Source organism: Neorhizobium galegae (assembly GCF_017877135.1).
In the GTDB taxonomy this organism is placed as follows: domain Bacteria; phylum Pseudomonadota; class Alphaproteobacteria; order Rhizobiales; family Rhizobiaceae; genus Neorhizobium; species Neorhizobium galegae_A.
This window is the reverse complement of record NZ_JAGIPH010000001.1, coordinates 1,042,809-1,063,770: the sequence shown is the minus strand read 5'-3', so window position 1 is coordinate 1,063,770 and position 20,962 is coordinate 1,042,809. Positions and strand designations below refer to the sequence as shown.

The following is a 20,962-nucleotide window of genomic DNA, read 5'->3' as shown; positions in this document are numbered from 1 at the left end:
ACGCACGCATTCTTTCCTTTTGGCAGGCTGCCCCTTCGCCATCTTGAAGGGGCGGGTTTTGCGGTGCACAATCGCTTAAAAAACCAAGGGGAAAGCAGTCTTGACGGACAAGAAGACACCGGTCTCGCAGAAGAAAACACTCGGCTTCTACAGTGCCGATCCGTCGCAGCACACGCTCCTGGAGGATAGCCAGGGCCTGCTCACCGGCGCGCTGGTCTCCGGCCTCGGCTTTTATTTTTTAAACCGCGTCGGGCTGTTGACGGGCGGCACGGCGGGTGTGGCCTTCCTTGTCCATTATGCCTTCCACATCTCCTTCGGCCTCCTGTTCTTCATCGTCAACCTGCCTTTCTATTACCTCTCCTTCCGTCGGCTCGGTCTTGCCTTTTCGGCAAAAACCTTTCTGGCCATCGGCCTTGTCTCCGTCATCACCGAAATCGAGGGGCGTTTCCTCGTCATCGATTATCTGCATCCCTTCTGGGGTGCGCTGATGGGGGGGCTGCTGCTCGGCTACGGGCTGCTGGCGCTTTACCGGCATCGGGCAAGCCTTGGCGGCGTCGGCATTCTCGCCATCTATATCCAGGAGCGGTTCGGCATCCAAGCGGGCCTCATCCAGCTTGCCTTCGATACCGGCGTCATGGCGGCCGCCTTTCTGGTGCTGCAGCCGGATGTGGTCGCCTGGTCCATCCTGGGCGCGGCCATCCTCAACCTGTTCCTGGCGGTCAACCATCGCTCCGACCGCTACATCGTGGTGCGCTGATGGCAGAAAGCGGCGACAAGCGGTCGACGGCAAGAACGCCGATCGGCCTTTGGGCCTCCAGCACCGAGCGCCACTCGCTGGTGGAGGATATTCAGGGCATCGCCGCCGGCTCGATGCTGGCAGCGCTTGGGGTGACGCTTCTGTCCTCGGCGCATCTCTTGATCGGCGGCACGGCGGGCCTCGGCTTCCTCCTGCGCTATGCAAGCGGCCTCAGTTTCGGCGTGGTGTTCTTCCTCCTCAACCTGCCGTTCTATGTGATTGCCTACAAGCGCCTCGGTCTTGCCTTCACGCTCAAAACCTTTTCGGCGGTCGCGCTCACCTCTGCGCTCACTGAAGTGCTGCCGGGCCTCATGCGCATCGAAGACATCCACCCGCTGGCAGCCGCCCTCTTCGGCGGCCTTCTGATCGGCACCGGCATGCTGGCGCTCTTTCGTCACCGCGCAAGCCTTGGCGGCTTCGGCATCGTGGCGCTTTATCTGCAGGACAAGTTCGGCTGGCGCGCGGGCCTGGTGCAGCTGGGGCTGGATGGCGTCGTTCTGGCGCTCTCCTTCCTCGTCGCCACGCCCCTGGTGATCCTCCTCTCGATCCTCGCCGCGCTGACCCTCAACCTCACCCTTGCGATCAACCATCGCACCGACCGCTACATCGTGCGGTGACCGTCGTTTCCTGCAGCCGCAAATGGCAGTCTCGGGCAGGGAGAGACGAGCGGTCGCAAGAGGAGCGAATAATGTAAGTTCATGCCATCTTCTCACGCAGTTTTGCTTTGAAGATTGCCCTTTGCTTCTGCCTCATGGGCCGGCAGCCCCGGCTCGGCAGTCTGCCGTTTCCGACGTTCTGCAGTGTCTGGCGTCCAATCCGGTGGAGGAGCAATGCGCATGAAACGGAGCGCGGTCGTGCTGTTGGTTTTGACAAGTCTCGCGGGGTGTGCGACCGCCGGTACCGACGGGGTGGAAACCCGCGTCTGGACGAAGAAGGTGGTGGCGGGCGAAAGAACATGGGTCGGAAATGCCTGGAAGCTTAACCGTGACTGCACGGCTGACGGGGTTCCGCAGGCCTATATCCTGTCGCCGCCCAAGCATGGCAAGCTGGTCTTTGTCCGGGAAAAACGCTTTCCGGCAATGGCCAAGGGGCCCTATGCCAAATGCCGCGACACCAAGGCGGATATGCTGGTCGGCTATTACACGTCGGATCCCGGCTATGCCGGCAAGGACGAGGCGAAATTCCGCCTGTCGTCCATGGATGGCCGGATCGGTGACAATGTGATGCGGGTGGACGTCCTGAAGTAACCGGGGCACCGTGCTGCTTCATGCGGCGCACGGCGGTATATCTTGTCGCCGTGCCCCTTCTCATTCCCGTCGGACCCATTACTTTGAGGGACGTGGATACGACCCTCGCCGATAACCCGAACAGCCTGCCCGATCTCCTGCCGCCTGCGTTTACCACCTGGTTTGCGCAAAAGGGCTGGAGCCCGCGCGCCCACCAGATGGAGCTTCTCGCGCGCGCTAGCGGCGGCGAGAACATGTTGCTGATTGCCCCGACCGGTGCCGGCAAGACGCTGGCTGGCTTCCTGCCGTCGCTGACGGATCTGACGAGACGTGGAAAACTGCCGCCGGGCGCGCCGTTTACCGGTGTCCACACGCTCTACATCTCGCCCTTGAAGGCGCTGGCCGTCGATATCGAGCGCAACCTGATGAAGCCGGTCGAGGAAATGCGCCTGCCCGTCTCCATCGAGAACCGCACCGGCGATACGCCGCAATCCAAGCGCCAGCGCCAGAAGCTCAGCCCGCCGGACATTCTGTTGACGACGCCCGAGCAGGTGGCGCTCCTGATTGCGAACAAGGATGCGACACGCTTTTTCAAGGATCTGAAATATGTCGTGCTGGACGAGCTGCATTCGCTCGTCACGTCGAAGCGCGGCCATCTCCTGTCGCTCGGGCTGGCGCGTCTTCGCCGCCTGGCGCCCGGCCTCACCACCATCGGCCTGTCGGCCACCGTCGCCGACCCGATGGATCTGCAGCGCTGGCTGGTGCCGCAGAATGGAGATGCGGAGGATGGGCCAGCGCCGCCGGCCGGCCTCGTGCATGTCACGGGCGGTGCCGCACCAAATATCTCGATCATGACCACGCAGGACCGCATCCCCTGGTCCGGCCATGTCGCGACCTATGCCATTCCGGCGGTCTACGAGGAAATCCGCAAGCACAAGACGACGCTGATCTTCGTCAACACGCGCTTCCAGGCCGAACTCCTGTTCCAGGAACTGTGGACGATCAACGAGGACAATCTGCCGATCGCGCTCCATCACGGCTCGCTCGATGCGGGCCTCAGGCGCAAGGTGGAGGCGGCGATGTCGGCCAACCGGCTGCGCGCCGTCGTTGCCACCTCGACGCTCGACATGGGGCTCGACTGGGGCGATGTCGATCTCGTCGTGCATGTCGGCGCGCCGAAGGGCGCCTCGCGCCTTGCCCAGCGCATCGGCCGCTCCAACCACCGCATGGACGAGCCGTCCAAGGCGATCCTCGTGCCAGCCAACCGCTTCGAGGTGATGGAGTGCCAGGCAGCGCTCGATGCCAATTATCTCGGCGCGCAGGATACGCCGCCGGTCGGGGAAGGGGCGCTTGATGTGCTTGCCCAGCATGTGCTCGGCATGGCCTGCGCCGAACCCTTCGATCCGCTGGAGCTTTTCAGCGAGATCACCAGCGCCTCGCCCTATGCCGACCTCTCCTGGGAGATGTTCGAGCGTATCGTCGATTTCGTCGCAACCGGCGGCTATGCGCTGCGCGCTTACGAGCGCTATGCCAAGATCCGCAAGACGAAGGAGGGCCGCTTCCGCGTCTCCAATCCGCAGGTCGCCCAGCAATACCGCATGAACCTCGGCACGATCGTCGAGGCGGCGGAGCTGAATGTCCGCCTCGTCAAGCACAATGCCAAGGGCGGCAGCGTCGGGCGCGGCGGCATGGTCCTCGGCAAGGTGGAGGAATATTTTCTCGAACAGCTGGTGCAGGGCGACACCTTCCTGTTTTCCGGCAAGGTGCTGCGCTTTGAAGGCATCCGCGAAAACGAATGCCTCGTCTCCAACGCCTTTTCGCTCGATCCGAAAATTCCAGCCTATGCCGGCGGCCGTTTTCCGCTCTCCACCTATCTCGCGGACCAGGTGCGCGCCATGCTCGCCGATCCCGCCCGCTGGCCCGTGCTGCCCGAACAGGTGCGTGACTGGCTGGCGCTTCAGCGCGAAAAATCCATGCTGCCGGCGCGTGACGAACTGCTGGTCGAAACCTTTCCCCGCGGCCAGCGCTTCTTTTTCATCGCCTATTGTTTCGAGGGCCGGCTGGCGCACCAGACGCTCGGCATGCTTCTGACGCGCCGGCTGGAGCGGGCGGGCGCGCGTCCGCTCGGCTTCGTCGCCACCGATTATTCGCTCGCCATCTGGGGATTGAACGATATCGGCGAGATGATCGCGCGCGGGGCATTGAGCCTTGCCGACCTCTTTGACGAGGACATGCTGGGCGACGATCTGGAAGCGTGGCTCGATGAAAGCTTCATGCTGAAGCGCACGTTCCGCAACTGCGCCGTCATTTCCGGCCTCATCGAACGGCGCCATCCGGGCAAGGAAAAGACCGGCCGGCAGGTGACGGTGTCCACCGATCTGATCTATGACGTGCTGCGCAGCCACGAGCCGGATCATGTCCTGCTGGAGGCCACGCGGCGGGATGCGGCGTCAGGGCTTTTGGACATTGGCCGGCTTGGCGCTATGCTTTCGCGAATCAAGGGCCATGTGGTGCATCGTCCGCTCGACCGCGTCTCGCCGCTTGCCGTGCCGGTCATGCTGGAAATCGGCAGGGAACCGGTCGCCGGCGAAGCGCAGGATGCGGTGCTGGCCGAGGCGGCAGAGGACCTGATTGCCGAGGCGATGGGCTGAGCGTCAGCGCTCAAGGACGGGGACGGCGGGAACGGGCTCGCCACAGATAACGACGATGATGAACCAGAGACTGGCGGTTGCCGCCGCAGACATCACGAGCCTTGCACCCGGTGCCGAGATCCTCGTCAACGGCGTGGCCGGCGTCTGCGATCCGCTCGGCGGGTTTTACCTGCCCGATCACGGCGTGCTCGTCGTTTCGGACCTGCATCTGGAAAAAGGTGCAGCCTTTGCCCGGCGCGGCATGATGCTGCCGCCCTATGATACGCTGGCGACGCTCAACATCCTCTCTGCTGTCATTGCCCGCTACGATCCGAGGATCGTCATTTCGCTGGGTGACAATTTTCATGACCGGCGCGGCTCGCAGCTGATGCCGCAGGCCTTTCGCGACACGATCAATGCCCTGGCGCGCGGTCGTGACTGGATCTGGATCAACGGCAACCATGATCCGGACGGCACGGTCGACCTGCCGGGCCAGTCTGCCGATGAACTGGTCTATGGCGGCCTCGTCTTCCGCCACGAGCCGAGCCTTGTCGCCGGCAAGGGGGAGGTGGCGGGCCACCTGCACCCCTCGGCAACCGTTGGCCGGCGCGGCAAATATGTGCGCCGCCCCTGCTTTGCAACGGACGGCACCCGCCTCGTCATGCCCGCCTTCGGCGTGCTCACCGGCGGGCTCGATTTGAAGCACAAGGCCATGCACGGCCTCTTCGACCGTGCCGCCCTCATTGCCCATCTTCTCGGCCGCGACCGGATCTATTCCGTGCGGTTCGACAGCCTGATCGGCTAGGCCAGCCGTCGCTGATGCCTTGATCCCGACTGTCTGCCCCCGGACGAGCGCGGCAGACTTAGAGCATTTCCAGGAAAAGTGTGAAACGGTTTTCCGTCCGGAAATGCTTTGAAACAAAGCGTTAGAGTATTTCGGTGTTGCCATGAAACACTGAAATACTCTAGCGCGGCAGCCTCGCCAGTCCCTTGGCCAGGATCGGGCCGGTCGGGCGACCGGTCGGGGAGCCGCCTTCCGGCTCGAGCGTGATTTCATACAATTGCGCATTCTGCGGGCGTGGCAGGGAAGGGGGATTGAGGCGCGCCGAGCGGGCCTCGTCAAGCAGACCGAGCGAAACCGGCCCCATCTCGCGGGATGGCAGCGTCCAGACCTGCATCGTGCGACCGGCTGGAACGGCGAGATCCTCGAGCAGGCGCACCACGGCCCGATTGGAGCCAAAGTCCTCGACCACGGCCTGCGCGGTACCATTCTCATTCACCAGCACGGCGACCACCACCGGCTCCGGCGTGCGGGTCAGGCTGAAGCCAAGGCCGGCGGCCAGAAGAAGGGTTGCCGCCATTCCCCCAAACGCGGCACGGCGCCAGCGCGTCGCCGCATTGTCGTTTGCCGTCTGGTGGCCGATCGGGGAGGCCTGCGCGCCGGACGTTGCCCTGGTCCCGTCTGCGACGGTCGCTTGTTCTCCTCCAAGGCGGGGCTCGATCTGCGCCCAGAGCGTGGCGCTGACCGCTACCGGGGTGACCGTCATGTCGAGCGGCAGGAAACGGTCGCGGGCCGAGGCCACGGCGCGCTGCAGGTCGATGTTGTGTGGCAGCTCGGCCTCCACGGCCATTTCATCGGCCTGTTCCAGCAGTCCCAGCACATAGTCGTCGGCGAGGGTGTGAACGTCGTCTACTCTCATGCCATGCACTCCCGAAGGGCGGCAAGGCCGCGGCGGATCCAGCTCTTTGCGGTCCCGAGCGGCAGGCACAACCGCCCGGCAATCTCGCCATGGCTGTAGCCGCCGACATAGGCCATCAGAATACCACGGCGGCGGGTTTCATCGAGCGTGTCGAGGCAGGCGCGCAGCCGGCTGTCCCGGTCCAGCGCCGCAAAGGCTGCGAGAACATGGTCGATCTGTTCGGCCTCGCGCATCGCCTCCAGCCGCTCGGCATCTACAAGCTCCTCGCGCCGTCCGTCGCGCAGGAGGTTCAGCGCCCGGTTGCGCACGATGGCATGGATCCATCCCCGCGCCGAACCGCGCTCGGGACTGTACTGGTGGGCCTTCGTCCAGATGTTGATGAAGGCCTCCTGCACCACCTCCTCGGCCAGGTCGCGTCGCTTGACGATCCGCTCGGCAACGGCTGTCAGCCGCCCCGCCTCGCGGTCGAAGATCCGTTTCAGCGCCTTGGCATCGCCGCGCGCACAGGCAAAGAGATCCCGATCCAGCCCATCCGATGTCATCTCCGCAGCCGCCAAGGCCTGTCCTCCCTCGTGTTCCTACGCTCCCATTACGCGTGAACGCCGCCCCGGGATGCAGGCCGCGCGGAAAAAATGAGAATTATTTCGGGCTGCTGCATCCAGCAGGCGCCTCCCATGTGTCGAAGGGGTGGAGAGTGCGTTCGGGAAAACCCCGCCGGAGCGTGCTCTGCCGTTCTTTTAACAACAGGAGACCGATGATGAAATTGACCAAAACCGTGCTTGTCGCATCCACCGTGCTTGCCGCCTCCGCTTCTTTCGCATGGGCGGCCCCCGCCGTCGGGCTTGTCGGTGAAAAGACGCTGGTGATGTTCGACACGCAGAAGCCTGTGGTGAGCAAAACCCTGGAGGTCGAGGGCGTTCAGCGCCTTGTCGGCATCGACCTGCGCCCCTCCAACGGCACGCTGGTCGGTGTCACGCCGGACGGTGTCATCGTCACCATTGATCTCAAAACCGGCCGCGCGGCGGAACTCGCCCGCATGGACAAGCCGCTTGCCATCGGGGATGCGCCCATCGTGGTTGACTTCAATCCGGCAGCCGACCGCCTGCGCTTCATGACCGGCACAACCAACCACCGCGTCCACCCCGATACGGGCGCCGTCACGGTGGATGGTAGCCTCGCCTTCGAGGAAGGTGACATGCACAAGGGCGAGACCCCGGCCATCGTTGCCGCCGCCTACACCAATTCGCATGGCAAGCCCGAGAAGACGGCCATGTTCAACATCGATGCCACGATCGGCGGGCTGATCCAGCAGACCAAGCCGAATGACGGCACGCTGAAGGCAATCGGCAAGCTCGGCCTTGCAGCAAAGCCCGCCACCTATGCCTTCGACATCCAGACGACGGCGGATGGGTCCAATACCGCCTGGCTCGTCGCGGACAATGTCGTGCACACCGTCGATCTTGAAACCGGCAAGGCGACGAGAATGGCGGACATCACCGGTACCAGCGGTGCCGTCCGCGACATTGCCGTTCTGCCGGCGATGTAAGCGCCGAACAGGAGACAACCAGGGCGCCGGGTGCCCGCACCCGGCGCTCAGTCCTTGCGGAACATGATGCTGGCGCCCCAGCCGGTGACGAGCGCCACCAGCACGCTGAACAGGCCATAGGCCAGCGGCTGCTGGTGGGCGGCATCGGTGATGGTCTGTTCAAGACCTGTCTTGACCACCCGCAGCGGCAGGTCGCGGCTTTGAATGAGTTCGCCGCTCTTGAACAGATAGGCATGCACCAGATGAACGCCATCCGGCACATTGGCCGGCAGGCGAAGCGTGGCGCGAAACAGGCTCGGGCTGACGAAGCGCACGCCGCGCGTGTCGCGCTGGTAAAGCCCGTTCGACAGTTTCAGGCGCCGATAGGCCTCGCGAAAGGCGCCGACCTGCGTCGCATTGCCGACGAAGCCGGTCGGCGAAAGCGTCAGGTGGTCGATGCCGAGACCCAGACGGTTGAGCGAAGGGGCAGGCTGGATGTCCTCGAGCTGGCGCGTGCTGGCAATGGAATAGGATTCCGGTACCTGCTCGAAGGTCATCGAATCGGTGTTCATCCAGATGCCGAAGATGCGCTGTTTGCGCCGCACGGTGGCATAATCGATCGGGCCGGACAGCGTCACCACGACATCATACTGGCCGATGGCGAGAAACAGTTCGTCGGCATTGTTGAGCGCCCCGAACACGGTGAGATCGGCGCCGCGAAAATCCGAGGTGATGGCGATTTCACTGGTCGAGGTGCCGATCTCCAGCCCCTCGCGCACCGTCGATGGTCCCTGGCCGAGCGGCACCTGGGCCCTTGCCGTCCCGGCCAGAAGAATGAGCGGCAGCAGGAGAAGGAGCGCGCGCATCATCGGTTGCCGAAGCCTCCGACCGCGATCGAATAGAGATCGGCCGGCGTCACGACGAGATCGATCGCAAGGCGCACGCCCACGGCCAGCACCAGCAGGCCGAGAAGTGCCCGCAGCTGTTCGCCGCGCAGCTTCTGCCCGACGCGCACGCCGTATTGCGCGCCGATGACGCCGGCCACCATCAGGATCGTCGCCAGCACGATGTCGACGGAGTAATTCGTCGTGGCCTGGACGATGGTCGTGTAGGCGGTGACGAAAATGATCTGGAACAGCGAGGTGCCCACCACGACATTGGTCGGGATGCGCAGGAGATAGATCATCGCCGGCACCATGATGAAGCCGCCGCCGACACCCATGACGGAGGTGAGGATGCCGATGCCGAAGCCGAGCGTCACCACCGGAATGGCGGAAAGATAAAGCTTCGACTTCTTGAAGCGCATTTTCAGCGGCAGCCGGTGCACCCAGTTGTGGTGGCCGGGGCGCTTCAGCGGCAGCGGCTCGTTGCGGGCCGCGCGGCGCATCGCGCGCAGGCTTTCAGTCAGCATCAGGCTGCCGATCGTGCCGAGAAAGACGACGTAGAGAAGCGAGATGATGAGGTCCAGCTGGCCCAGACGACGCAGCCAGGAAAAGATCCACACGCCGACCGTCGCGCCGGCGAGACCACCCGCCAGCAGCACGCTGCCCAGCTTCACATCCAGCGTGCCGCGCCGGAAATGGCTGATCGACCCTGACACCGAGGAGGCCACCACCTGGTTTGCGCCGGTTGCCACCGCCACGACCGGGGGAATGTTGTAGAAGATCAGCAGCGGCGTGATCAGAAAGCCGCCACCGACGCCGAACATGCCGGACAGGAAACCAACGGCCGCGCCCATGCCGAGAATGATGAAGATATTCACCGACAGCTCTGCAATGGGCAGATAGACAGTCACGGGCGTTCCTTAACCAGAAATAGCTTCGCCGTCGCGGGCGGTTTCGCGATGGGTTCCGCCCGTGCGGCGCCTTAAAAAAATCCTTGGCGCAACCACCCTGGTTTCCCAGGTCGGATGCAGGCTTCCGTCATGCGCCCGCCACCCCTGCCTGTCAATTGCAAAGCCGTTGAAAGCCTTGATTTGCGGCATCTGTGGCGCCTCGGTCGGGCGCCTGTTTCAGGCGCCCTGCACCTTGTTCTTCTCCAGAAGCTTGCGCACCAGCGCCTCGGAAATCGTGCCGTCCTCGGCAAGCCCGTTGCTGCGCTGGAAGGCCCGGATGGCCGAAACGGTCTTCCTGCCCATGCGCCCGTCCGGCTGACCGGCGTCAAAGCCGTTGCGGTTGAGGATGGCCTGGATGTTGCGGACCGCCTTCTCCATGTCGACGGGAGCCGAAGCCTCGGCCCTGGCGGCCCAGTCGGCGGGGGGCTGCGTGCCGTTCGCCTCGGCATCGAGCGGCTGCTGCTTCCAGCTTGCCACCTTCTGGCGGGCGCTTTCCAGTTGCGCCGGCTTCATCGCAGAGGCCACGTCGTCGCGCTTGGCGGCCGCATCGCGGTCGCCGCCATTGGCGGCAATGGCAAACCATTTGTAGGATTCTTCGAGATTCTGCACCGTGCCGTTGCCGCGCGCAAACAGGATGGCCAGGTTGAACTGGCTGTCGGTCACGCCGAGATCGGCGGCCCGGCCAAACCATTCCACCGCGGCCTTGTAATCGGCGCTTCCGGTGGCGCCGGAGGCGTAAAGCACGGCCAGATTATGCATGGCGCCGGCATTGCCGGCGTTTGCCGCCTGTTCGTAGAGGGAAACGGCCCGGGCGGGATCGCGCGGCACGCCGGTTCCCTTTTCATACAGGCTTGCCAGCCGATACTGCGCCGGGGCATAGCCGCGCTGAGCGGCAAGACCATAAAAGCGCGCCGCTTCTGCCGGATTGGGCGCGACGCCATCACCGTCGCCGAGGCGCACGGCGATTTCAAACAGCGCCTGGCGATTGCCGCCCGCGGCTGCGTCGGCCAGCGATTGCGGAGCAAGACCTGCCGGCACGATGATCGCGGCCTCCGTCGTGCTGTCCATGGCGGCGGCCGGTTCTGTCGGCAGGAGGTGGCGGGCCACCGGCGCCTGCGGTGCCGGCTCCAGGGCGGGCAGTTCGGTCGTTGCCGGGGCCGTTAATTGGGCCGTTGCTTGAACTGGAGCCTGCTCGAGCGCAGGGGCCTCTGCCGCATTGATAACCTGCGGCGCGGCAGCTTGCACGCTGGCTGTCCCCGGTGCCGCACCGGAAGGAGCCGGCGATGCGGCAGCGCTGGTTTCGGCCGCAGCCGGAATTGCCGGCTTTTGAGGAGCGGTGGCTGCGATACCTTGCGTCGGTGCGGAGGTCTTTGCCGGACGGGTTGCCTCGCCAGTCGTCACCGAGGGGGCGGGTGACGGCGCGTTCTTCGTCAACGCGGTAAACAGCGGCATGGCCATCAGGGCCAGAAGCACGGCACCGACGGCGATCAGGATCGGGCGGCGGTGGCGGGCAAAGGTGGCGCGCCCGCCGGAGGCGCCGGAACCGGCATAGGCTCTGGAGCCATCGGTCGGGGCCTGTCCCATTTCAAGGGCTGCCGCCTTGGCCGCCCGGCGGGCCGCAGCGATGTAATCCACGCGCTCGCCATCGCCGTCGCCGCTTGCCGGCTGCGTCGAGCTGCGCTCGGCCTCGGCGGCAGCCTGGGTGGCGCGCACGCGTTCCAGTATCTTGCGCACGTCCGGCGCGCCGGAGCCCGGCTCCAGAAGGTCGTTGTCGTGGTTGCCCTCGTCTTCATCGGCGGCAACGGCTGAGCCCGGGTCAAGCGATGGCGCCGGTTCCACCCGTGTCCGCCCGGTCTTGCCGGCTGATCCACGACGGGCGCGAAGACGCTTCGACAGGCTTGCCAGCAGGCCGGGCCGCCTGGCCTCGTCCTCGTCGGTCATCGGAGCAGGCTCGGCGTCCTGTGCCTTAAGGGCGGGGCTTGCCGCGGTTTCTGTCATCAGCTGTTCGCTGGCGCGGGCCAGCATGCCGCGCGGTTCGCCGGCGTCCACCGGCGAGCGCATGGGAGCGGCCGGCTGCGCCATCGGCGGCCGCAGCGTACTTTCAGTTTCCGCACGCGCCGGCGCCAGTGGAGCACCGCCGAACAGGGCGGTCGGGCGCTCGCTCATCCGGTCTTCCATGCGGTCCAGCCGCCCGGAAATCTCCAGCAGCGTGCGCTGCAGGCTGCTGAATGTCTGCTGCGTGCGCTCTTCCGAGCCGCGCGCCAGATCCTCGAGCTGGCGCAGGTCCTGCGCCAGCGCCAGAAGCGTTTCCGTCTCCTTTGATGTCTCGTTTCCGCTGCCGCGCGCGCCATTACGCGAATAGGCCTCGATCACGGTTTCGGCGGCCTGGCGGGCCGCCTCCAGCACATATTCGTCGCTGGTCGCCATATAGCCTTCGATGGCGGCCATGCGCTGGTCGAAATCCTCGGGAAGGCTCGTCGTTTCACGCCGCGGCTCGCTCATCAGGCTGGAAAGATGCGCAATCTGCTTTTCCAGGCCAAGCAGCGACAGGTTGTCGCCCTGCGGTGCAAGCGTTGCCTCTTCCAGGCGCGCGGCAATTTCATCGAGCCGGATTTCCAGCCGCCCGAGCCCTGCCGGGGATCCGGCTGCAGCCGTGCCCAGACCATCGATGCGGCGGGTCAGATCTTCCAGCCGGCGGGCAAGGTCATCGCTCGTGTGGTCGCTTGCCAGCGTCTCGATCCGGGCGGTCAGATCCGACAGGGAGCTTGCAATCTCCTGCTGCGGGCCACGGGCGAAAAATTCGGCCAGCTCCTCCAGCCGTTCTTCCAGCCGGTAGGCGTCCTGCACATGGGCGAGGCTCTCGATCCTGTCGTTGAGGGCAATCAGCCTCTCCTCCAGGCGCCGCAGGGCCTCGTGTTCGGCCGCTTCGTTGCGCGGCCGGCTGTTGTTGGCGGCAACCGCGCGGCTCAGTTCGTCCAGCCGGTGGTCGATATGGGAAAACTGGCCGGACACATGCTCGCTTTCCAGCGGTCGCTGGGCAAGGTCTTCCACCACGGCGGCCAGCATCAGCACCTTGTCTTCGAGCGTGCGGATCGCCGGGCTGTCGGCCATGGTGGCAAGCTCCGCCTTCACGCCGTCGATGCGATAGGCAAGCGCCACCAGCTCCTTCTGGATGCTGCCTGCGTCGAGTTCCTCCAGCCGTTCTTCCACCGCACTCCAGCGTGTCTCCATGCTGTGCAGGCTGTCCTGGCGGGCAAGGCCGTCGATCTGCGCCCGCAGGTCATCCAGTTCGGCGCGCAGATCGGTGGCCGCCGACGGGGTGCGGCTTGACAGCATGTCGATGCCGTCGGCCAGCCGTGCCAGCTCGTCGCGCAGGTCGCTTCCGAGATCCCGGCCATCGGCAAAGCCGCGCATCGACTGCACGTCGTCGCGCAGCGACTGCATTTCACGGGCAATGTTGTCGGAGATATCCTGCCGCAGCTCGCGCCGCAGCTCATGCAGCGCCTCAGCGATGGTGCCGGTGCCGGCATTGCCGGTGGGCTCGCTGTCGCGCGGGCTCAAGGCATCCAGGGCGCGGCCAGGTGCCGGGCGACGCGGCGCGATGATGCCTGGGCCTTCGCCCGGCCGAGCCTGCGCGGCGCCAAGGCGGGGCGCAGCGTCGCCCGCTGCCGTGCGCCGCTCGCGTGCGGCATCCAGCATGCGCTGGCGCTCGCGGATTTCCGCCAGCGCATCGGCATGCGGACGGTGAGGCGGCTCGCCCACTGGGGCGCGCAAAACGGGCTCCCTCGGCGCCATGGTCGGGATCGGCGTCGGAGAGGGCGCTGGCGCGGGTTTTTGCGGCTCGCGCGGGGCAGAGGCCTTCAACAGGCCCTCGATGCGTGCCTCGAGCCCTTCGATGGTACGGTTCAGCGCATCGAGAGAAGAGCGTTCTCCGCGGGCGTTGATGGTGAGGCGTGATCCGTTCATCTTGTACTCGTTTCGGCTGCGCACGTCGCGTGTGCATCGGGCTAACATTGGTCCAGCCACTGTCATTGCAGCGCCTGAAGGCTCTGCGCCGGCCGTTGCGTCGCTTCGGGATCGCCCCTCCGGGCCGATCCTGTCCCCGCGTCTTTCAACGTCCCCTGCCCAGTGGCCGAAGCACTGGCTGCTGCGGCGTTGCCCATCATTTCGCGAAACGTAGTTAATACCGTGTTAAGACAGGGCAAAGTTTTAACGAAGTTTCGCCGCACCGCAGGAAACAGCGGTTGGACGGGCCTCGATGACGGGAATTTCATCGCGCAGGGCACGGTATTTATCGATTGACGTTTACGCGCACGTCAATATTTTATAGGGTCATGAATGCCGGTTGATCCGGCCGCTGATTTGGAGGAGTTCGCGCCATGCCCGTCTACAAGGCCCCGGTCACAGACACGCTGTTTATCCTGAAGGACGTGCTCGGCATCGAGCGCTACAACAACCTGCCGGGTTTTGCCGATGCGACACCGGACATGATCGAGGCGATCGCTTCCGAAGCCGGGCGCCTGTCCGAAGAAGTGCTCTTTCCGCTCAATTATTCCGGTGACCAGGAAGGCTGTGTGCGCGCAGAAGACGGGTCGGTCACCACGCCGAAAGGCTTCAAGCAGGCCTATGACGCCTATTGCGAGGGCGGCTGGATCGGTCTCGCCGTGCCGGAAGAATTCGGTGGCCAGGGCCTGCCCTACACGCTGCATGCCGCCGTCGGCGAATATACCTCTGCCGCCAACATGTCGCTGATGATGTATCCGGGTCTCACCCAGGGCGCCATTGCCGCGATCCTCGTCCACGGCAGCGACGCGCAGAAGAAGACTTATCTCCCGAACATGGTCGCCGGCACCTGGTCCGGCACGATGAACCTCACCGAACCGCATTGCGGCACCGATCTTGGCCTGTTGCGCACGAAGGCGGTGCCGCAGGGCGATGGCTCCTACAAGCTGTCGGGCCAGAAGATCTTCATCTCGGCCGGCGAACACGACATGACGGACAATATCGTCCATCTGGTGCTTGCCCGCATCGAAGGCGCACCGGCCGGCACCAAGGGCATTTCGCTGTTCATCGTGCCGAAATTCCTGGTCAACGAAGACGGCTCGACGGGCGCCCGCAACGGCGTCGTCTGCGGCGCCATCGAGCACAAGATGGGCATTCACGGCAATGCCACCTGCGTGATGAACTATGACGAGGCGACGGGCTATCTGATCGGAGAAGAGAACCGGGGCCTCAACGCCATGTTCGTGATGATGAACGAGGCACGCCTCGGCGTCGGCCTGCAGGGGCTCGCCATCTCCGAAGTGGCCTATCAGAACGCGGTGTCTTACGCGAAGGACCGTCTGCAGGGCCGCGCGCTCTCCGGCGCCAAGGCACCGGACAAGGCGGCCGATCCGATCATCGTCCATCCCGACATCCGCCGCGCGCTGATGACGATCAAGGCCTTCAACGAGGCCGGCCGCGCCTTCATGCTGTGGACGGCGCTGAAATCCGACATCGCCCACCGCTCCTCGGACGCCGCCGAACGTCAGGCGGCGGACGACCTGCTCGGCCTTGCCACCCCGATCCTGAAAGGCGTCATGACCGACAAGGGCTTTGACCATGCGGTGATGGCCCAGCAGGTCTATGGCGGCCATGGCTATATCGAGGAATGGGGCATGAGCCAGTATGTCCGCGACGCCCGCATCGCCATGATCTACGAGGGCGCCAACGGCATCCAGGCTCTCGACCTCGTCGGCCGAAAACTGGCGCTGAACGGCGGCCGTGCCGTCATGGCCGCCTTCAAGGAAATCGGCGATTTCTGCGAGGAGAACCGCTCGAACGAACAGATGGCGCCCTTCACCAAGGCCCTGAAGAAGGGCCTGAACGACCTGCAGGCCTCCACCATGTGGTTCATGCAGAATGCCATGGCCAAGCCCGACAATGCCGGCGCCGGCTCCACCGATTACATGCACCTCTTCGGCCTCGTCATGCTCGGCTACATGTGGGCAAAAATGGCCAAATCCGCCCAGGACCTCCTCGCCGCCGGCGACGCGCGCGAGGATTTCTTGAAAACCAAGCTTGTCACGGCGCGCTTCTACATGGAGAAGATCATGCCTGAAACCGCGCTTCGCAAGACCCGCATCGAAGCGGGCAGCGAGACGCTGATGGAACTGGCCGCAGAGGCGTTCTGATTGCAGCGAGCCGGCAGAAGTTATATATTTGTATAACTTTCTTGGAGATGGAAATGGCGACGTCAACTTTGCGCAATGTCGGTGGTTCCGTGATGATGACTATTCCGAAGTCCGTGCTCGAAGAGCTCGGCCTTTCGGCAAACAACAAACTCGAGGTGTCTGCTGAAGGCGGGCGGTTGGTCGCCGTCGCCCAGACGCGTCCCAAATACACGCTTGAGGAGCTTGTTGCGCAGTGCGATCCGGATGCGCCGCAGACGCAAGAGGATAGTGAGTGGATGAACGATCCACCCGCCGGCCGGGAGATCCTGTAATGGAGCGCGGCGAGATCTGGCACGTCGATCTTGAGCCCATCAAGGGGCGCGAGCAGGCCGGATCGCGCTACGTGCTCATCGTCACGCAGAAGGCATTTAACAAGCTTGGCACGCCGGTCGTCGTGCCGGTCACGACTGGTGGCGAGTTCGCGCGCTTTCGAGGGTTTGCCGTTTCGCTGTCGGGTGCAGGCACCCGAAGCGCCGGCGTCATCCTGTGCAACCAGCTGCGGGCCATCGATCTGAAGGTGCGCGGTGGACGTTTCGTGGAGCGCGTGCCTGATTTCATCGTGGACGAGGTTCTGGCGCGGATCAGCACGTTCTTCGATTAAGACAAGAGAAAGAGGCGCGTGCCCCGCGCCCAAGGGAGAGACAAGAGATGACCGAAGTCTATATCTACGACCACGTGCGCACGCCGCGCGGTCGCGGCAAGAAGGACGGGGCGCTGCATGAGGTGCCGTCCGTGCGCCTTGCCGCCAAGACGCTGGAGGCCATCCGCGACCGCAACGGGCTCGACACGTCCACCGTCGATGACATCATCATGGGCTGTGTCGATCCGGTCATGGATGCGGGCGCCGTGATCCCCAAGGCCGCCGCCTTCGAGGCCGGCTATTCCAACCGCGCACCCGGCATGCAGATCTCGCGCTTCTGCGCCTCCGGGCTCGATGCGGTCAACTTCGCGGCGGGCAAGGTCATGGCCGGCTCGGACGATATCGTCATTGCCGGCGGCGTGGAATCGATGTCGCGCGTCGGCATGGGCATGTCCGGCGGCGCCTGGTACATGGACCCCTCCGTCAATTTCCCGGGCTATTTCATGCCGCAGGGCGTGTCTGCCGATCTGATCGCGACAAAATATGGCTTTTCGCGCGATGACGTCGATGCCTACGCCGTCGAAAGCCAGAGGCGCGCGGCGAATGCCTGGGAAAAAGGCTATTTCTCCAAGTCCGTCATTCCCGTCAAAGACCAGAACGGCCTCGTGATCCTCGACCGCGACGAGCATATGCGGCCCGAAACGAACATGCAGTCGCTGGCGGCGCTCAACCCGTCCTTCCAGATGCCGGGCGAAATGGGCGGTTTCGAAGCCGTCGGCATTCAGGCGCATCCGGAGGTGGAGCGCATCGCTTACGTGCATCATGCCGGCAATTCGTCGGGCATCGTCGATGGCGCCGCCGCCGTCCTCGTCGGCTCGAAGGCGGGTGGCGAAAGCATGGGGCTCAAGCCCCGCGCCCGTATCAGATCCTTCACCAATATCGGCTCCGATCCGGCCCTGATGCTGACCGGCCCGGTCGACGTCACCGAAAAGCTCCTGAAGCGCACCGGCATGTCGATTGCCGATATCGACCTCTTCGAGCTGAACGAAGCGTTTGCCGCCGTCGTGCTGCGTTATATGCAGGCTTTCGACATCTCCCACGACAAGATGAACGTCAATGGCGGCGCCATCGCCATGGGCCATCCGCTTGGCGCAACCGGCGCAATGATCCTCGGCACCGTTCTGGACGAGTTGGAGCGGCGTGATCTGAACACCGCGCTGGTCACCCTCTGCATCGGCGCCGGCATGGGCACGGCGACCGTGATCGAGAGGGTGTGATGGGGTTCCAACCCTCCCCCTTGTGGGGAGGGTGGCCGGCAGGCGGGAGGGGTTTTCTCGGCAATTTCCCCTCCCCAACCCCTCCCCACAAGGGGGAGGGGCTTAACCCGCGCCAGATCGCACCGGATGTGGAGCGGTGGCGACATCGGCAAAAATTCAAGGGAAGAGGTACCCCAACATGACCTACAAGAATTTCACCGTCGAGACTGACGCAGACGGCATTGCGCTCGTTACCTGGGACATGCCGGACAAGTCGATGAACGTCTTCACCGTCGAGGTGATGAACGAGATCGACGCAATCCTGGACCAGACGGTGGCGGATGCGGCCGTCAAGGGCGTCGTCTTCACCTCCGGCAAGAACGCCTTTTCCGGCGGCGCGGACCTAACCATGATCCGCGGCATGTTCACGCTTCTGCAGGAAGAGCAGGCGAAGAACCCGGAAACCGCCATGCAAAAACTGTTCGAGGAAGCCGGGCGGATGACCTGGCTGTGGCGCAAGATCGAAACCAACGGCAAGCCGTGGGTGGCCGCCATCAACGGCGTGTGCATGGGCGGCGCGCTGGAACTGTCGCTGTCGTGCCATGGCCGCGTGGTCTCGAACGCCAAGTCGGTCAAGCTGGCGCTGCCGGAAGTCAAGGTCGGCATCTTTCCGGGCGCCGGCGGCACGCAGCGTGTGTCGCGCCTTGCCAACACGCAGGATGCCCTGCAGATGATGACGACCGGCCAAACGCTTACCCCGCAACGGGCAAAGGCGATGAACCTCGTCCATCAGGTGGTCGAGCCCGACCAGTTGGTGCCGGCCGCAAAGCAGATGATCAAGGATGGCCTGAAGCCCGTCGCTCCCTGGGACGAAAAGGGTTTTAAAGTCCCCGGCGGCGGCATCTGGACACCGGCCGCTGCCCAGCTCTGGCCGGCAGCGCCTGCGATCCTGCGCCGCGAAACATCAGGCAATTATCCCGGCGCGCTTGCCATCCTGAAATGCGTCTATGAAGGCCTGCAGCTGCCGTTCGATACCGCGCTCAAAGTCGAGCAGCGCTATTTCACGCAGATCCTGCGCACCACCGAAGCCTTTTCGATGATCCGCTCGCTGTTCATCTCCATGCAGGAACTGGGCAAGGGCGCGCGACGCCCGGCCGGCATCGAGAAGAAGAAACTGACGAAGATCGGCGTCGTCGGCGCCGGCTTCATGGGCGCCTCGATCGCCTATGTGACGGCCGCCGCCGGCATTGCCGTCTCGCTGATCGACCGCGACGAAGAGGCCGCCGCCAAGGGCAAGGCCCATTCGGAAAAGCTGGTGGCAGACCAGATCGGCAAGGGCCGCATGACAAAGGAAGACGGCGAGAAGCTGCTCTCCCTCATCACCCCCACCGCCGATTATTCGACGCTGTCGGATGTCTCGCTCGTCGTCGAAGCCGTGTTTGAAGACCGTCAGGTCAAGAAGGACGTCATCGAAAAGGTCGAGGCCGTGCTGCCGGAAGGTGCGATCTTCGCCTCCAACACCTCGACACTGCCGATCACCGGTCTCGCGCAGAATTCAAAGCGTCCAAAACAGTTCATCGGCGTGCATTTCTTCTCGCCGGTCGAAAAGATGATGCTGACGGAAGTCATCCTCGGCGAGGAAACCGGCGACGAGGCGCTGGCCGTGGCACTGGATTACGTCGCCCAGATCAAGAAGACGCCCATCGTCGTCAACGATACGCGCGGCTTCTATGTCAACCGCTGCGTCTTCCGCTACATCAACGAAGCCTATGACATGCTGATCGAAGGCGTGCCGGCCACCATGATCGAAAATGCCGCCAAGATGGCCGGCATGCCGGTAGGCCCGCTGTCCTTGAACGACGAGGTGGCCGTCGATCTTTCCCAGAAGATCATGAAGGCGTCGATTGCAGATCTCGGGCAAGCCTCGGTGAAGCCGGAGCACATGGCGCTGGTGGACAAGCTCGTGAACGATCTCGATCGTCGCGGCCGCAAGAACACCCGCGGTTTCTACGATTATCCGCCAAAGCCTCAGAAAAAGTCGCTCTGGCCCGGCCTCAAGGATTTTTATCCGCAGAAGCCGGCCGCCGAGGTGGATGTCACCGTCCTGAAGCAGCGCCTTCTCGTCACCATTGCGCTGGAAGCTGCCCGCACCATGGAAGAGGGCATTGTGACGGACCCGCGTGAGGCCGATGTCGGCTCCATCCTCGGCTTCGGCTTTGCGCCCTATACGGGCGGCACGCTGTCCTACATCGACGGCATGGGGGTTAAAACCTTCGTGGCGCTCTGCGAAAAGCTGGCGGCGGAATATGGCGACCACTTCAAGCCGACCCCGCTGCTTCTCGACATGGCGGAAAAGGGCGACACGTTCTACACGCGCTTTGATCCCTATGGCGCCGCGCAGAAGGCGGCGTGATGACGTCTTGCAATCACCTTCCCCTGTTCCAGGGGAGGGTGATCGCATTTGAAATAAGGCCCTCTCTGCCCTGCCGGGCCGACCGTGGTCGAGCCACGGGTCTCGCCCCGTCCTTCGGCCCCCCCACAACGGGGAGATACGATGCGGCAAGCGTCCCGTTCCCGCATCAGCCCGGTCTCGCATCAGAAGGCGCGGCCGGGTTAAGCCCTCCCCCTTGTGGGGAGGGTTTGGGAGGGGCGGCCGGCTTCACTCCAGTGAAGTCCCCACGCAAACCCTCGTCATCCTCGGGCCTTGACCCGAGGATCCACCGCCCGCCGCCCAGAGCGTGCAGTCCTCACGGGGACAAATCCAACCGCTTTCCCTGCAAATCCAGCGCCTTGACGCCTTCCTTATCCCCACCTGCCAAACCTGGCGCATAATGCCCGTGCCTCTGCTGCCGGAGTGTTTCGCGAGACGGTCGCGGGCAGGCGGGGCCGGTGCCTCATGGGGTTGTCGTAACGTGCGGCGGCCTTGTGGGGAGGTGAAAGCCATGGCGGCGCCAATGCCGGCCTATCAAGTCCTCCCCGGGCAGCCATGCCCGGTTCGGTCAAGCCGTGCAAGCATCGGGAAACCGGTGTGCAGTGGGATGAGGCGGTCATCTGTAGGGGCAGGGATGCCCCGACAAGACACCGAAGGCCACGCGAGGGCGGAGCCATTCTTACGTATACTTCTTGGGCATTCGCCCTTGCGTGGCTTCTCCTTGCAACTGCAGGCCTTTTGAAGGTCCGGCGGGGTTTTGGCATGGCGCAGA

The 20,962-nt window shown here is 64.3% G+C and carries 16 protein-coding genes; 11 read left to right on the top strand and 5 right to left on the bottom strand.

What is annotated here, in order from left to right; translation table 11 throughout:
- The first annotated feature begins 100 nt into the window (after positions 1-100).
- The 5 genes from J2858_RS05210 to pdeM all read left to right on the top strand — a co-directional run bounded on the left by J2858_RS05210 (position 101) and on the right by pdeM (position 5,457).
- Positions 101-757: a YitT family protein gene (locus J2858_RS05210; protein ID WP_210103642.1), complete on the top strand. Its 657-nt coding sequence runs from the start codon at positions 101-103 to the stop codon at positions 755-757.
- Positions 757-1,413: a YitT family protein gene (locus J2858_RS05205; protein ID WP_210103641.1), complete on the top strand. Its 657-nt coding sequence runs from the start codon at positions 757-759 to the stop codon at positions 1,411-1,413. The genes J2858_RS05210 and J2858_RS05205 overlap by 1 nt, the downstream gene beginning before the upstream one ends.
- A gap of 219 nt (positions 1,414-1,632) precedes the next feature.
- Entirely contained in the window at positions 1,633-2,043 is a 411-nt protein-coding gene (locus tag J2858_RS05200) for a hypothetical protein (protein ID WP_210103640.1), read from the top strand.
- Positions 2,044-2,063: 20 nt separating this feature from the next.
- On the top strand, positions 2,064-4,673 hold the full coding sequence (locus J2858_RS05195; RefSeq protein ID WP_210103639.1) for a ligase-associated DNA damage response DEXH box helicase: 2,610 nt from the start codon (positions 2,064-2,066) through the stop codon (positions 4,671-4,673).
- A 55-nt stretch (positions 4,674-4,728) separates the two neighbouring features.
- Complete coding sequence (gene pdeM / locus J2858_RS05190) at positions 4,729-5,457, top strand: ligase-associated DNA damage response endonuclease PdeM (RefSeq protein WP_432443255.1); 729 nt, start codon at positions 4,729-4,731, stop codon at positions 5,455-5,457.
- 160 nt (positions 5,458-5,617) lie between these two features.
- Here pdeM and J2858_RS05185 read toward each other — a convergent pair whose 3' ends face one another.
- Positions 5,618-6,352, bottom strand: coding sequence for an anti-sigma factor (locus J2858_RS05185; protein WP_210103638.1), 735 nt, complete (start codon positions 6,350-6,352; stop codon positions 5,618-5,620).
- Positions 6,349-6,894: a sigma-70 family RNA polymerase sigma factor gene (locus tag J2858_RS05180; RefSeq protein ID WP_210104147.1), complete on the bottom strand. Its 546-nt coding sequence runs from the start codon at positions 6,892-6,894 to the stop codon at positions 6,349-6,351. The genes J2858_RS05185 and J2858_RS05180 overlap by 4 nt, the downstream gene beginning before the upstream one ends.
- A 215-nt stretch (positions 6,895-7,109) precedes the next feature.
- On the opposite strand from J2858_RS05180, the gene J2858_RS05175 reads away from it, so the two are divergent.
- Complete coding sequence (locus tag J2858_RS05175; RefSeq protein WP_210103637.1) at positions 7,110-7,898, top strand: DUF4394 domain-containing protein; 789 nt, start codon at positions 7,110-7,112, stop codon at positions 7,896-7,898.
- Between the two features lie 47 nt (positions 7,899-7,945).
- Here the strand turns inward: J2858_RS05175 and J2858_RS05170 are convergent, their stop codons facing one another.
- The 3 genes from J2858_RS05170 to J2858_RS05160 all read right to left on the bottom strand — a co-directional run bounded on the left by J2858_RS05170 (position 7,946) and on the right by J2858_RS05160 (position 13,677).
- Complete coding sequence (locus tag J2858_RS05170; protein ID WP_210103636.1) at positions 7,946-8,746, bottom strand: TIGR02186 family protein; 801 nt, start codon at positions 8,744-8,746, stop codon at positions 7,946-7,948.
- Positions 8,743-9,672 carry a sulfite exporter TauE/SafE family protein gene (locus tag J2858_RS05165; protein ID WP_210103635.1) on the bottom strand — a complete coding sequence of 310 codons (930 nt, stop codon included), beginning with the start codon at positions 9,670-9,672 and terminating at the stop codon, positions 8,743-8,745. The genes J2858_RS05170 and J2858_RS05165 overlap by 4 nt, the downstream gene beginning before the upstream one ends.
- 216 nt (positions 9,673-9,888) lie before the next feature.
- Complete coding sequence (locus J2858_RS05160; RefSeq protein WP_210103634.1) at positions 9,889-13,677, bottom strand: peptidoglycan-binding protein; 3,789 nt, start codon at positions 13,675-13,677, stop codon at positions 9,889-9,891.
- 413 nt (positions 13,678-14,090) lie between these two features.
- On the opposite strand from J2858_RS05160, the gene J2858_RS05155 reads away from it, so the two are divergent.
- From J2858_RS05155 to J2858_RS05135, 5 genes are all read left to right on the top strand, one after another.
- Positions 14,091-15,884: an acyl-CoA dehydrogenase C-terminal domain-containing protein gene (locus tag J2858_RS05155; protein WP_210103633.1), complete on the top strand. Its 1,794-nt coding sequence runs from the start codon at positions 14,091-14,093 to the stop codon at positions 15,882-15,884.
- 53 nt (positions 15,885-15,937) lie between these two features.
- Positions 15,938-16,195 (top strand): AbrB/MazE/SpoVT family DNA-binding domain-containing protein, encoded by a 258-nt coding sequence (locus tag J2858_RS05150; protein ID WP_210103632.1) that lies wholly within the window; start codon positions 15,938-15,940, stop codon positions 16,193-16,195.
- Entirely contained in the window at positions 16,195-16,524 is a 330-nt protein-coding gene (locus J2858_RS05145) for a type II toxin-antitoxin system PemK/MazF family toxin (RefSeq protein ID WP_210103631.1), read from the top strand. The genes J2858_RS05150 and J2858_RS05145 overlap by 1 nt, the downstream gene beginning before the upstream one ends.
- A gap of 47 nt (positions 16,525-16,571) precedes the next feature.
- Positions 16,572-17,780, top strand: coding sequence for an acetyl-CoA C-acetyltransferase (locus J2858_RS05140; RefSeq protein ID WP_210103630.1), 1,209 nt, complete (start codon positions 16,572-16,574; stop codon positions 17,778-17,780).
- 178 nt (positions 17,781-17,958) lie between these two features.
- A complete protein-coding gene (locus tag J2858_RS05135) occupies positions 17,959-20,172 on the top strand; it encodes a 3-hydroxyacyl-CoA dehydrogenase NAD-binding domain-containing protein (RefSeq protein ID WP_210103629.1) in 2,214 nt (737 codons plus the stop codon).
- Positions 20,173-20,962: the final 790 nt, after the last annotated feature.